Source organism: Paenisporosarcina sp. P4_B8, from assembly GCF_056402175.1.
The window spans coordinates 1-14,734 of record NZ_JBFUHX010000031.1; the positions used below are offsets into that span (position 1 = coordinate 1).

Sequence of the window (14,734 nt, forward strand, 5' to 3'; positions counted from 1 at the left end):
CTGTATCACACCAGCAGTTACCGTGTTCTACTCTTCCTGTCATACATTCGTTTTCCTCTCCACATATAGGACAATATTTATTAGCCAATTATAACCCCTCCTCATTCTTTCACAATATGAATCAAATTCAACATAAAAGAGAGATGAATTCTCACCTTTTTGTTCAACTAACCTGCCCCGTTAGTTGAAGAAGTACAAATTATAGGTTTCAATAATGTAAGCTTTACGTACCCCAATTCTGTTCTTTCTTTCTCTTCACAATCACTATGTAAAAAACAATGCTTACTACTATTAAACAAAAGGTAACATTTTGCGAAATACCAACAATATCTCCCCAGCTACTTGTACCATATAAAAACAACTGAAAGATTATCCCAACAAAAAGAATTAGTAGTGCATACGGCGTTTTTTTAAATAAAAAGCCTGTAATTCCACCAAGAATACCACCGATAGCTGAAGCACAGCCCCAAATTGCATAAACAAGTGCCTGTTCTTTAAATGATGATGATACTGTTGTTTCTATATAAAAGTGTCCAATCGCGAAGTAAAAAGTAATTGCACAAATTGTATAAATGGATCCAAGTAATGCAGCTTTACTAATGTTATTCGCAAATAGATAGCCTACAAGCATTGCAAGAATAAACCACATTGGTAAAGAATTAATCGTTATCGCTAAATAGAAAATGACGAAATCAAGAACTGTAACACCATCAGCTATAATTGGTAAATGGTCAGAAATAACTGAGAAAATACCGACAATTAAACCAACAACAAGTGTAAAAATAATAAAACTTCTCCAATTCCCTTTATATTCTTGATTCTCCATTAACAAAACTCCCTCCTCGACTTAATTTATTTGTTCTTGAACCAATGTAAATCCAAATATTTTTTCAATTTTAGTCGCTTTAAGTATTAGGAAACCTATCATAGTACCTAAAGTATTTAATATAATATCATCAATATCGAACGCCCTGTTGGGAAGTAATAGTTGAATAATCTCTATAAATGTTGAACTTAATACACCGACTAAAACAACACTCATCAAATTGTTTAGTCTCTTGAATTTTAAAATTAGAATGAAACCTAAAGGCGTAAATAAGATGATATTTCCTAAAATATTTCTTAAGGGAACCATATAATAAAAGTGATTTAATAATTCATTAATACTTGCAAACGGCACAAAATTATTAGGTAAATCGTATTCAGGACCAAAAGCTATTTCAAGTGGAAAAATTGTTAGTCCTATGATTCCCATCACACTTATGAAGTAAAGAAGATTTACCACTTCTCGTTTAAAATCAAATTTCTTATTAATAATGGTAAGGTTAAAAGCCTTAAAAATTATCCATATAATCGTGATTGCTATTGCGGGGTAGAGAAAATGGATTCTAATAAATCACACGTCCTTTTTTATATATAAAATTACATAACAAACAAATTATACCATTAACTAGTCTGATAACATGTTAGGTCAAGATATATGTTAATTACCATTTCTTATTGAACTAACCTGCCCCGTTAGTTCAATAAGAAAAAGGGCTGTTTAAACAGCCCGATGATCATTAACTAAAGCACCCGTTAGCTAAATAAGTGGGTGTATAAATTCTATCTGTGTCAGTGTCTATAACAAATCAACATCTATCTCGGTAACATAAAGAATCTGATCAAAATTATGTAGTCTACAAAATACATTGAGGAAGTCTCTAGATTTTGTTAAGGCGTCTTTGCCATACATAAGTTAAGGTAATAAAGATGTAGATGCAAAGTGTAATGATCGTTACGATGATAGATGTCGTAAAAATGATTCCGATTAGGATCGTAATTAAAGCGATGATCGCAGCCCAAGTCGTATATGGGAACCATTTAACTGTATAGGCACTTGTTTTTCCAGACTGTTGTTTACGTGATTTTAAATGAGCGAAGGCAATTATTAACCAGATGAATAATACGGTATATCCCAGTGATCCCATCAGGAAATCGAAGGTCTTGCTTCCAGCAAATAAGGATATCAGTACACCACCATATAAAGCGGAAGTACACATTAATATTGCGTAAACAGGCACTTTCTTCTTGGATAAACGCGAAAATATTTTCGGAATGCGACCGTCCATGGCTTGTGTATACAGAACGCGAGATGAACCATACAATCCAGAGTTCATTGATGAAATAATCGCTAGTAGAACAACGGCGTTCATAATATGGTCAGCGCCTGGAATCCCTATTTTTTGAAAGACCATCACAAACGGACTTTCAGGCACCCCGTTTACTTCATTCCAAGGAATTAAACTAACGATGATGAAAAATGGAATGATATAGAAAGAAATGATCCTGACCAATGTACTGCGAACAGCTTTTGGAACCACTTTTTCGGGATTTTTCGTTTCTGCCAATGTTACCCCAATAATTTCTGTACCGCCATATGAATAGATTACGACCAGCATCGCTGTGATTAAACCTGTTGATCCATTAGGAAAAAAACCACCATGGTCAGTCAAGTTAGAGAAACCGATTGCTGTATGATCACCAAAAGTCACTAGCAGTAACAATAATCCAGCTATGATGAACACAATAATGACGGTAATTTTAATTAAAGCAAGCCAGTACTCCGTTTCAGCAAAAACCTTTACCGATAGCAAGTTGATCGCTGTAACTAACACCGAAACAGCTAATGCCAGTATCCAGATTGGATATTCAGGCAGCCAATATTGAAGGAAAATAGCCGCAACGACTGATTCTGCGGTGATGTTCAATACCCACATTTTCCAATAGATCCAATCCAGGAAATAAGCAGGATACTTTCCTAAAATAGATTGGACAAGATCCCTAAATGTTCTTGCACCGCTATTTCTGACTGCCATTTCAGCTAAACCTTGCATGATGAATAATAGGATGATGCCCCCTATCAAGTAAGCAATTATTACGGATGGTCCTGCCATATCAATGGCTGAACTGCTTCCTTTAAATAAACCTGCACCAATGGCACCGCCTAATGCCATCATCGTAATATGTCTTGAAGTCATTGTCCTCTGTAAATTCTGTTTGTCGGTTTCCATACCCTAACCTCCCAAAAAATAAAAAAAGGCATATCGTCTCTTCCTTCACAATCAAATGAAGAAAGAGACGATATGCCTTAAGCTTACCGCGGTACCACTCTTATTGGCTCTTTACGAACCCTGCTTTAAAAACCTTGTAACGAAGGTCAATCGTTAAAATAAGAGAATAGATTAAATCTAAACTTTCGCTTTACCACTCCCAGGCAAGTTCAAAGTATCATTGGACTGCGTTGCACCAACCCGCAGCTCTCTTTACCGAATAATGAGCTTTTACTACTCCTGATCTTTGTGTTTTGAAAACTATATCTGATTTTTTTATAATATCCCATACTATACGGATTAGAAGTATATTTGTCAATAATTATTTCAGAATAATATTTTTAACGAAACAATCTTGGTAATATGTGGTGAAATAGCTAATACATCTGAAAATTACTATTTCTAATAAAATATTATACCTAATCCTCTGGGAGTTACGAGTGGCAATAAGGATTCAGAAGGTAAATCAATTAACGTGACTGGATTCACAATTAACCCAACAATTCCTTTTGCGCCGTAGTATGGTATGTCACCTTTCATACCTATTCGTTCTTGAGAGTTTAGAGGCTTTCATTCGGAAATTTTTTTTGATAATGTGCAAGTGCAATTAGAGGGAAAATATATCGATAACTATGATAATGAATATAGAAACTGCCAGCCATTCCCTGTCCTTTTGGATAAGAATTTGTCCAGTCATCTTTGTCATTATTTTCTAAAATATATTTGATACCGGATATTATTTCTGGTGTGAGTTCGTCTTCAGCTGCAATCAGCGCATCTAATGCCCAGGCTGTATGAGTTAACGTACTGGCTCCCAATGGAACGTACGTCTTCATTTTGTCACTTTTACAAGACTCTCCCCATCCCCCATCCGAATTTTGAATATCACGAAGCCATTTGACTGATTTTAGAATAGAAGGATGGTCAGATGATATACCTGCTGCAACAAGCCCGGTTATAGCAGCCCAAGCTCCATAAATATAACAAATGCCCCATCGGCCATACCACGATCCATTCGGTTCTTGATGATTTAATAACCAATTTACACCTAACTTTATAGAGTCGTGACTCTTCTTTAAATCAGTGAATTTCCCGAAAAATTCCAATGTTCTTCCTGTTAAATCAGCACTTGATGGATCTGCGAGTAAATATTCAGCATCTTCAATTGGAATCATAGACAGTATGCTTTTATTCACGCCTTTTTCGAATGATGGCCATCCTCCATCATCATTTTGCATTGAAAATACCCAGTTGATTCCTCTGTCCCAAGATGTATGGACCTTGGGTTTTTTAATGACAGTTTTGCAAATTGACCTTAAGGATGCAGTAGTATCATCAATATCAGGGTTCATTGTATTTACATTTGAGAAACCCCATCCTCCTGGAAGACTATGTGGACTGTGTATGACCCAATCCCCATATTTATAATGCTGTCGTGTTAATAAAAATTGGTTTGCTTTTTTTATAACGGGATCTAATTCGGAAACGCCTGCTTCTTGCATGGCATAACTAATTAAAGCTATATTCCATACCGTTGCTGTGGTGAATTGCATATGAGTCTTCCCATCAACTTGGCATTTCATAGACTTTAAACCGTTTACCGCATGAATGATTGTGGGATGGTCTTTCTTATATCCAAGGGAAAGCAACGCGAAAATTAGCAGAAATGTCGAACTGAAGTAACTGTATAAGGTGCCATCTGGTTCAATTCGTTCCAGCATATACTGTTTTGTCTTATCTACTGCAAGTTCCTCAATTTGCTTTGGCAAACCAATTAGGTCCTCAATTCTTTTTTGAATGGATAAAAGAAAAGGACTCCATTCATTTGAGAGGATTCTTGATAAATATTCTTCATCCCACCTGTTGTGGTTCAAAATATATAAATCTGAAATGTTTGGACTTTTATTTGTTTTAATTATGTATTTCTTATCAGCTAGAATCATGAGTGGAGCGATATTTGCCCTACCAAAGACAGAAAAGTCGAAAAAGTTCATTGGGAATGAGTGTGGTAGTAAAACAAATTCTGTCGGGACAGTAAAAATTTTTGACCATGAAAATTGCCCAGTTACTGCCAGCATAATTTTTGTTAGTAAATTACTTTTGTCTATTCCCCCATTTGATAAAATAAACTGTCTTGCTTCTTGCATTCGTACATCATCGTGAGAACAATAGCCGGAATATAGAAGGGCGTAATAAGCTTCAATCGTGGCAGCTACATTACCGTCATCTTCTTCATCATAAAACAGCTTCCAAGCCCCACTATCTTGTTGTTCGCTTAAAATCCGATCTACTAGTTCCTTTATTAATTTTTCATCATCAATAGTTAATGAACGCAATAAAATAATCATATAGGCATCCGTTGTAATACCTGTTTCAAAAGGATAATCCCAAGTTCCTACTTCAGATTGATCCTTCTTCAAGATGCTTATAATTCGATTAATTTCGTCTGATAGGGTACCGTTCACAAAATTCGTCCTTCCTATATCATAAATTCAATACAACTAAACATATTCGTTTAGTTTTTAAAAAATGCGAGGAAGTGATTAAGTATCTTTAGTCGGAATCCAAATCATTAATCCCTAGTGAGTAGGAATAATCAACTTCATTCTTTTCTAAGTAGCGATAATGATGGTTATCGCTACTTAGAAAATTTTAAAGAGAATTAAGTTTGGAATTTATATATCTAAACCAATTTCTTAATTTAGTTATTTAGTTATTTAGTTATTTAGTTATTTAGTTATAACATCATACTGATATATAGGCGTTTTAAAAGAGCCCAATTCGTATGTGAATTTGGGCTCTTATTGAATGTTCAAAACTATGGTATTCCTGAAAACCATCTCTATCTAGAATTAAACTGGTACAATATACAAGATTTCCTTAGGATATAAAAAATGTATAAATTAAAGCGTTTTTATATTTTGTCCCCAATTCCAGTCATATCACAAAAAGAAGCAGTCAGATTCAGTTGCGAAAATGACTGCTAATTGGTGCTATTTAATTTTTTGTACTCGAAAACAGAACCCGTTAACATAATTGTTCCTTTTTATTTTTTATTGCTTTTACCTAAATAACTAAGTCATTACGTTTTACAATAATTAGCTAGTAAAAAACTCAGTCATGCTGGAATCCGTTTCCTCTATGCGGCAGAACATCATCAATTCCGCCCATAGACTTCAAATTCATAAATATTTGCTGTTCCTGTTTCCGCATAATTTTGCGGCGTCGTAATATAAAGTCTTACATACCTTGCGGTGGATTTCGTTATATACCTGTCCGTACTGTTCGAAACGTTTCCTTCTACTGAATCTAGGTCAGTCCAGGTAGTTCCATCCAGACTTCCCTGAAGCTTATAATTTTTTGTATTCAGGGATAAGGTCTCTCCGCCTTCTCCAGCATGCTTTACTACCCACCTGCTTAAATCATAATTTCCTCCAAGATCGACCATCATCCATTTGTCCCCGGTCGTATTGGAAGACCACTTTCGGCCGCTTTCAGCCGATCCATCTACTGCCTTGGACGGTTCGTATCCCGCCACACTTCCGTTGGCTGTAACCTCCTTATTCAGAACCAAATTTACCGGAGCAGGATCGAAAGCTAAAGTGGTAACTTTTAATGGGCTGCTGGCCGCTGAAACATTCCCTGCTGCATCCCTGGCTTTTACAGTAAATTGATAGGCCTTTTTTACTTTCAGTCCTGTCACTTTATAGTTCGTACGCCCTGTTGTGGATCCAATCAGTTTTTTCCCATTATAAATATCGTAGCCTGTAACACCTACATTACCCGTAAAATTATCTGTAGCTGCATCCCATGACAGCATTGCCATCTTGTCCGTTACTACTTTCGTTGAGACATTGGTTGGTGCGGTAGGTGCTTGTTTATCTGCTGCTAGTGCATCCGCCGTGTAATTATTTATGGTCCAGGTAGTTACCGTACTTTTTTTCGAGAAGTCCCTTCCATTTATTACCACCCTGTCGGCATAAACATCTAAAATCAAACCTTGACCTGAATCCTTGATAGCTCCATCTCTCATCATTGTAAAGTACTGTTTGTTATAGAAAGTACCCGGTAAAGTGAGAGGATAATGTATATGTCCCGTTATTAAAACGCTTTGAGGATATTTTCCAATAATGTCCTTTAACTTTTGATCCTGTACCTCATCACTTTGATAAGGATCCCAAGGATATTCCTCATATACGGTATTATCTAGTGGTTGATGAAGGAAGAGAAATATGGGTTTGTCTTTACTTGCATTCTCCGCCAACTTATCGCTTAACCACTTCATCTGGGTATCCGATATATATGCACTGTCTTTATCATCAGTCTCCGATGCCAAATAGATGAAGTGGTATCCGCTTATCCACTTATCATAATAAACACCTGGCATACCAGTATGTGTCAAAAATCTGTTTTTAGCAGTTTCAAATCCTCCCAGCCACCTTACATCATGGTTCCCTAAAATCAAGTTGCGATCAAGTTGAGGATATTTGTTCATTGTTTTCATTAATGTATTATATTGTGCATCTGTGCCATATTCAGTAAGATCCCCACCAACGCTAACGGATTGTACATTATTGCTAACTGCTTCCTGCAATGCATTGTCAAGTCTGACATCGGCGATATCCCCTTGTACATTTGCATGTGTATCAGAAATGGACATAAAGCTGAATTTATAACTAGTATCCTTGTCAGGTGTTGTTGAAGCAAGAACCGTAACATTGATGCTTGTTGACAATGCTACATTATCCGGATTTGTAACCCCTGTAGGCAGATTTACCGTTCCCTTTACCGTGAAACTCTGCTCGGTTTTTACGGACGGATCATAGTCTGATGCATCTATATTCCAGGTTACAGGTGCATTCAAATTACCGCCGTCGGTCACCTGTACTACTGTGCTAGGCAATCCAAGGGCCACCGGTGTAGGTGCTGTTCCGTTTACTACACCAGTAATCGCTACAGGTGCTGTGATACTTGTTAGTACCTTCGGCTTTATTTCTACTGGATAAGTTACTGTCTTACCGCTTACTGTGACGGTTAGTATCTGGCTGGCTTCTGCAGATGAACTGTTAAATCCGCTTACGTCGGAAGCTCTGACTTCCTCCCCCCTAGTCGAACCGTCAATATAGGTGCCTGTGACTTCCATACCCGTGATATCAAGGCTCTCTCCAATACGGTATACAGTCTTTGCTGGTGGTTTTGTAAGCTCAATGCTGTTCAATGTCTTTGAAAACTGAAACCAGTTGATGTTGGCTACATATGTTTTTCCCGCCGCAACCTTTACTACAAGGTATACATCATGAATTCCTGTAATTTCAGTAATATCGGTTGACATAGTTTTATAGACATTCCAGTTATCCGGTGCGGTAGCTGCGGTAGTAAGTGTCCCCACTTTTTTACCATTCGCGCTGGTCGGACCGTCAATCCATACTTCAATATTTCCCCCTGCATTTGATCCCTTAACTGAAAGTCTTGCACTAAATTTGGTAGCGCCATTAACGTCGCTACCAAAGTCAATATTGTTATATGCTAAATACTGGTTGTCATTAGTACCTCCTATACATTGTCCACCATCTGGGCAAGCTTCGACTTTTAGGTAGGCACCCGACTTGGAACTAAAGCTTTCTGCTTCTGTCAGACTATATGCATCGCTTGCTGCATGCACCGGCATATAGCCAACACTGGTGCTGAGCAGGAATCCAACTATCAGGATAAATGAAAATAATGACTTGTTAAACTTCGTTAAGGTAACCATAAACATCTCCCTTAATTTTTTTTATTTTTTCTCTCTCCCTTTGTTGCCTTGTAAAAAATTTTGATTAAAAACACGCTATGAACGATGGTTTATCAATACGACGTGGTTTATTTTTTGAAAAAAGATTGATCAAATCCTTTAATCCTCTCATGTTGACCACATTTTTAGAATAAAGTTCGATCAAAAAACATTGATAAATCATGATTTATCAATGTTCTTATAAAATATGTACTGTATTCTAATCAATCTTTTTTATAAACGGTGCAACTTTTTTACAAACGGCCGAACATTATTTTAAGCCCCCTTCAGAATCAAATTTGCTTTTCTGCTTAATGGTAAGTGATAAATATTAATAGAGTGTAAATCCAATGTAAGCATTATGTAATATCCGATATATTGATATTATGTTATAACAATATAATTCAATCCCCTGGCCCCCTTAGACATGTCAATGGCTTTAAATTCTTCTGTTCTATTTAAATACTCGTTACTACTACTTGTTAAAGGTTAGATGCACTTTCCTTAACTAAACATGAAAATAAGAAACGCCTGAAACCCATATATTTCAAGGGTTTCAGGCGTTTCTTAAAGAGACGTTCAGTCGGGTTAGAAAATTACATGCAGAGCATACCTGTAAATACCGAAAGCTAACGTCTTTTCTCAGACGTTAGCTTTTTTCTTTTTTCTTATTCAACTAAAGCACCCGTTAGTTGAACAAGACTTATTGTAGTGTTGACTTAAACTACGCACTAAAAGGATTACTAAGATAGGATGCATTTACTCTTCTCTCATAGGAGTTTGAAAAAGTATTGAAAAAATTGATACCAAAACTCTAAATGAGTCTCGGTATCATACGTTATGCAAAATGATGTCGTAATTCTATTATTTTCTGATTATGAATTTTGTAAACAGCTATAGTCTCAGGAGTTGTTTCTTCACCGTTAGAGTCTATGATTCCAGTGAATCGCTCATGTACTGACACGAAATCACCTACACACGTAATATTTACAACTTCACAGTGTGCGTTAGGTGATGCTTGGAAAGCGGATTCATAAAACTTAAATACTTCTTCCATTGTTAATATTTTGTCGGTAGATGCATAACGGAAGTATAAGAGTCCTCATAATAGCTCTTGAATAGTTCTAGTTCTCCTGAATTATAGGCTTTAAGAGACTCAAGTACTACTTGGATCTTCTCAGTCATTTAACGTTCCTCCTTTCTTTGGTATTATAAAACCATTTATAGTGGAAGATTTTACCTCCAATTCTAGATTATATAAATAATTTCTAATTTGCACCAAATAGGTACTGCACAGCATGCCTCTTTATATTCTAATGCGGATAATTCAATCCAATTTTCCATTTGAATAGCCACACCTTTACGATGCTTTTATTGGGTCCATTATTTGCGTTAATACTATGAATAAGAATGACTACTAGCATCTAATAATTAATAACTGTCCTATTTATTTAGTAAAATTATTTAATTAAAGTATAAGTAGCCAATTAATAGACAATAAATATTGTATAATTGGAGGGAAAGATAATTATGATAATAAAAAGTGATGATAAAATAATTTATTGCTACAACTGTCTTAAAAGAACCTTATTTACACGTAGAGATATGAACAATAATAGTGGTGTAGACAATCATTGTAGTGAATGTACGTTTGTTTGGTTTGAATGGCAAAATCGAGCAGTAGAGCGAGAAAAAGAAAAATGGCTTGAATATAATGGAGAAGTAGTAAATAAAACTAGAAGGTCACTTTCAAATAACTCAGGCGTGATGTAAAACTGGTTAGGTATACTAACCGGTTTTTTTATTTGGCTCTGTTAAATTACGAAATGGCTATCGTTTTTCGTTTGAAGGTTGAGGTTTTAATAGGCTACGTTTTGATTGAAATATTATGAGTAAAAATAATCATTGTTTTGTATTGCATTATGTTCTATTATGATAACAGTCGTGAACTTTAAGTTCACTAACATATTGTAGTTTTGGCTTCCAATAATTTGGATTGTTAGTTTGAAGTTAATGTTTTGTTTTCAACTCAGTCAGATTTATTGGGTGCCAAACCCTCGAGAACTCTTAAGGAACGAAGAGTTCTTCCAAAAAACACTATCTCTTATGAGATGGTGTTTTTCTTTTAATGATATAGTGTGTTACATATAGCTCAGTGGGTGGCTTTCTTCTTTGTTTTTTACTCCGAGTGACCAAAAATAATAGCCCTTCCACAAAACACTTAACCCGCTCAGTTATCTGGTACAAAATCTAAATTAAACATACAAAAAGATCCCAAATTCGCATATAAATTGGGCCTAAGCATCCTATCGATTAGTCAATTGCATGTACTAAAGGCCACATGCGGACCTCTATTTTTTTTGAGAAATGCAAGATAGGCTGGGCACTTTCAACTTGAATTCCCTGGCTGGATAACATCGTGTTATGACTTATTTCTGCTTCTGCGTGCTGAAGCATCCATGGTTGATGCAAAATATCACATCGTAAGGGTACTCCCCTTTTGTTCAGTGTATATAAACAATAGCGCTCGGACATCCATTCATCAAAAGTGCCTTTAGCTGCGTGAAACGGTTCAGAAATTGGCCAATAGCTACAGAGCAATTTTGAATTATCGTCACTTAGTCTCCTGCTTTCATATTCAATGGTAGGTCCATTATGCTTCACCACAATATCAGCATATAAATATGGTAAGTGGTAAAATGTTTTAGCCGTCTTTATTGCAACCAAATTGGTAGCATCCAGACTAAAAAAGTAAATGCCTGGCTTACCATCAATAGTTACATACGTTCGGACGTTGAGCTCAGGAAAGCGATTAGTACCAGGCAGAGGAGGCAAGCCTCGTAATCGTATGCCAGTCATATGAAATGGAACTACACCTATCCAGCCCATATCATTAAAAGAGTCTATCTCTAGCACATCGGGTACTAGTCTTCGTAACACCTCAAGTTTAATAGGATAGTGGGCAAACAAAAGGTCGTTCCAAGTCTGCTTCATCGTCCATGGTAAATGTGGTAGTGGCCATTGGCGATGACTGTCGTCCCATCGGGTTATTTTTGAGTTAATATGTTCTCCCATAACTAATCCACCGCTCTTTACCATCATTTACAAATGTAACTATTCTGCTACAGTTATCTCAATTAGAAAATCCTTGTTCTTACTTCAATAAAAAAGTGCACTAATCCTTATTTTCCTATTAAAATTGATGAATTGATTAGCTTTTATATAATAGATCAAACCTAAAAATAATAATAAGAGGTTCAATAAAAAGGTCCCCAAAATGTGGAATCTTCTAGGGCATATAAACTTGCCCAGCACCTGCTGCAACCCAAGCAATAAATCTCATCGCGATTAACCTACCTCCATGTTATGCTTCGAAAGTTTAGTTAGTATTAGGAATCTGGAGTTAATTATACTTAAATAAATTAACTTCATCTTGCTGTTATCGGCATATTGTATGGAAGTAATCGAATTAATTACAGCTAACCTCCACTCCTCCTCTGTTTCATGATTTATTAAGGAAGAGATTAAGAATGTTATTGATTAGTATTTTTATTGAACTGTCTCATCTCTTTTTTTTATAGAGGGAATAAGAATACCAAGCAGTTTATCGTTAACAATATTTTTATAAAATGATGATACACCAATAGATGGAGAGCCATTTCCCGTATTACACATTTCCAATATGCATCTTGAAAATATATCTGTTTTACCTTCTTAACTTTCTTCAATTCTGAATAATCAACCCATAGATTTAATTACTTTGACGCGTGATTTCCTATATCGTGAGCGTACGATACCAAAACCACTGCCTTATTTACAAGTTTTGAATTTTATGGGCTTCGCATACTTTTCAGAATTCAGGAAGGGCTTTTATTCTTCAACTTCAACTACGATATTGACGATAGAGGCATCGTGATCTTTGATGCGAAGCGGTGCTGTAAAGGCAGAAATGAGCTTTTTGCCGATCAATGGCTCTGGATTGATGTCTTCATAGATGAGCATCGTCGGTTCTTCATACTTTTCATGATCCAAGAAGGCATGGTGCACAAAATAGCCGTTTCCTTTTGCTTCTGTCAGGTTTTCAATGCTCAACGTATCAATGGCCACAGCTTTGCAGTTAGGCAATTTTGTTCGGATATATTCGGCGGCTTCCGGGGAGACAGCCGGGAAATTATTGGCGTATTTCTCGAAATCCGTATCCCGGTGTTTCCAATGACTCGTATTGAAGATTAAAATATCTGCTTCGTTCAGCTCTTCATATTCCTCTAACTTTTCAATGGTGATAAAGCCGTTAGGGCCTACCGGGCAATCTATTACCAAAGGCTTCCGATAGATAAAATCTTCAATAGGAATAGCGTCTATTCCCTTGCCATTATTCAAATGATGTCGTGGGGCATCAACATGGGTCCCGGCATGAAGATACATACTCAATACGCTGCCGTTCCAGTCATCTCCTTTGTTCAAGCGTTCTCTTGGTTCTAATTTCACTTCAGGCAAACCTGGATAAACGGGCATTCCTTCATAAATTGGGTAACCAATTTCAACGTATTTTGACATACTGACACGCTCCCTATATTATTAGATCCCATATTTAATCGCGACATTTTTTACTTGCACGTAATTGCTCAAGGCAAGATGGAGAGTTATTATATTTTATAGCATAATCACTCCTAAACATTGCATCATCTCTATTATCAATACTATATTGTTCTTCAACTAACCTACCCCGTTTTGTTGAACAAGAAATGCATTACTCTTTTTGAAGTAAAGCATCCGTTAGCTGAGTAAGCATCTACTTTTGCATATTATCATCGAACTGCGAAGCAACTAATTACAACTGATGTTCCTCTTGATTTTGAATGTCATACAAACAAAATCTTAGTGCTAATTTTCGTATAAAGGTATAATATTAGTATCTTAAAATCAAAGGAGTCTTGCCTTATGAGTCAAAGAGTTCCCTATTATGATATTGCACCTGATGGTATGAAAATTATGATGGATATGGAGAAGTACACTAAGCAGACTACAATTAATAGAACTACTAGAGAGTTAATCAAAATTAGAGCCTCTCAAATTAACGGTTGTGCCTTCTGTATAGATATGCATACATCTGATGCTCGTAAGATGGGTGAAACCGAACAACGCATTTATTGTTTAAATGCTTGGAATGAATGTTCTTTTTATACACCTGAAGAGAAAGTTGCTCTCGAACTATCTGAGCATATTACTCTAATCCCTACTAAAAGAGTTCCTGATGACTTATACAAGCGTGTCCGAGAACATTATGATGAAAAACAATATGTTGATCTAGTTCTTATTATTAATCAGATAAACAGTTGGAATAGAATCTCTATTGCAATGGGCAATACACCAACAAAGATTTAACTTCTTAACGAAATGGTTTGGTGTTCGTTTTTTCAATTATTTTGTTGCACAGTTTGTGTCAAAAGCAACATTACACATTCATTCTCTTATTGAACTAAACTGCCCCGTTAGTTCGATAAGAAAAAAGGCTTCACTCCTTATTGAAGTAAAGCACCAGTTAGTTGAAGAAAAAATACGTTCTGTAAAATATCTATTCTATCGCGGATTGGGAAGTATTMGATTACATTACTCCATAAGAAACGCTGCCCTTTACTGGCTTCACATTTGTATATAATCAAACTGACATAATGTTAAATAAAAAAATCGTCCGTTCAATCGGACGATTTTTTCTTATTGTGCTACTTCGCTGGCAATGCTTGATTCTGCTAAGCCAACTTCTTTAAGTACCTCATTTAATTCAGCTTCAGCCTCTTCAAATTTAGCATTTGCCTCATCTAATACAACGTCACCTTCTGCAGCTAATGCGTCTGCTTTCATTGTATAAGCT

The 14,734-nt window shown here is 36.1% G+C and carries 11 protein-coding genes and 1 other annotated feature; of the genes, 2 read left to right on the forward strand and 9 right to left on the reverse strand.

The window, feature by feature from the left end:
* Positions 1 to 223: 223 nt before the first annotated feature.
* The 7 genes from AC1DSK_RS16780 to AC1DSK_RS16810 form a co-directional block, all read right to left on the reverse strand.
* On the reverse strand, positions 224 to 826 hold the full coding sequence (locus AC1DSK_RS16780) for a hypothetical protein (protein WP_477598407.1): 603 nt from the start codon (positions 824 to 826) through the stop codon (positions 224 to 226).
* A 21-nt stretch (positions 827 to 847) separates the two neighbouring features.
* Positions 848 to 1,255: a VanZ family protein gene (locus AC1DSK_RS16785; RefSeq protein ID WP_477548708.1), complete on the reverse strand. Its 408-nt coding sequence runs from the start codon at positions 1,253 to 1,255 to the stop codon at positions 848 to 850.
* 448 nt (positions 1,256 to 1,703) lie between these two features.
* Positions 1,704 to 3,053 (reverse strand): amino acid permease, encoded by a 1,350-nt coding sequence (locus tag AC1DSK_RS16790; RefSeq protein ID WP_477548700.1) that lies wholly within the window; start codon positions 3,051 to 3,053, stop codon positions 1,704 to 1,706.
* A 60-nt stretch (positions 3,054 to 3,113) separates the two neighbouring features.
* Positions 3,114 to 3,349: a binding site (T-box leader), on the reverse strand.
* 303 nt (positions 3,350 to 3,652) lie between these two features.
* On the reverse strand, positions 3,653 to 5,557 hold the full coding sequence (gene shc / locus AC1DSK_RS16795; protein ID WP_477548702.1) for a squalene--hopene cyclase: 1,905 nt from the start codon (positions 5,555 to 5,557) through the stop codon (positions 3,653 to 3,655).
* Between the two features lie 692 nt (positions 5,558 to 6,249).
* The gene (locus AC1DSK_RS16800) at positions 6,250 to 8,844 is read right to left on the reverse strand and encodes a carbohydrate-binding protein (protein WP_477548703.1); all 2,595 of its coding nucleotides are present in this window, start codon (positions 8,842 to 8,844) and stop codon (positions 6,250 to 6,252) included.
* A gap of 856 nt (positions 8,845 to 9,700) precedes the next feature.
* The gene (locus AC1DSK_RS16805) at positions 9,701 to 9,919 is read right to left on the reverse strand and encodes a nuclear transport factor 2 family protein (protein ID WP_477548704.1); all 219 of its coding nucleotides are present in this window, start codon (positions 9,917 to 9,919) and stop codon (positions 9,701 to 9,703) included.
* A gap of 2 nt (positions 9,920 to 9,921) precedes the next feature.
* Positions 9,922 to 10,047 (reverse strand): hypothetical protein, encoded by a 126-nt coding sequence (locus tag AC1DSK_RS16810; protein ID WP_477548705.1) that lies wholly within the window; start codon positions 10,045 to 10,047, stop codon positions 9,922 to 9,924.
* 345 nt (positions 10,048 to 10,392) lie between these two features.
* Between AC1DSK_RS16810 and AC1DSK_RS16815 the strand changes: the two genes are divergently transcribed.
* Entirely contained in the window at positions 10,393 to 10,635 is a 243-nt protein-coding gene (locus tag AC1DSK_RS16815; RefSeq protein WP_016427934.1) for a hypothetical protein, read from the forward strand.
* Between the two features lie 540 nt (positions 10,636 to 11,175).
* Here the strand turns inward: AC1DSK_RS16815 and AC1DSK_RS16820 are convergent.
* Together AC1DSK_RS16820 and AC1DSK_RS16825 are read right to left on the reverse strand one after the other, a co-directional pair.
* Positions 11,176 to 11,937, reverse strand: a complete 762-nt coding sequence (locus AC1DSK_RS16820; protein ID WP_477548707.1) for a YqjF family protein — start codon at positions 11,935 to 11,937, stop codon at positions 11,176 to 11,178.
* A gap of 795 nt (positions 11,938 to 12,732) precedes the next feature.
* Positions 12,733 to 13,419, reverse strand: a complete 687-nt coding sequence (locus AC1DSK_RS16825) for a cyclase family protein (protein WP_477548813.1) — start codon at positions 13,417 to 13,419, stop codon at positions 12,733 to 12,735.
* Positions 13,420 to 13,803: 384 nt separating this feature from the next.
* Between AC1DSK_RS16825 and AC1DSK_RS16830 the strand changes: the two genes are divergently transcribed.
* Positions 13,804 to 14,247 (forward strand): carboxymuconolactone decarboxylase family protein, encoded by a 444-nt coding sequence (locus tag AC1DSK_RS16830; RefSeq protein ID WP_477548812.1) that lies wholly within the window; start codon positions 13,804 to 13,806, stop codon positions 14,245 to 14,247.
* Positions 14,248 to 14,734: the final 487 nt, after the last annotated feature.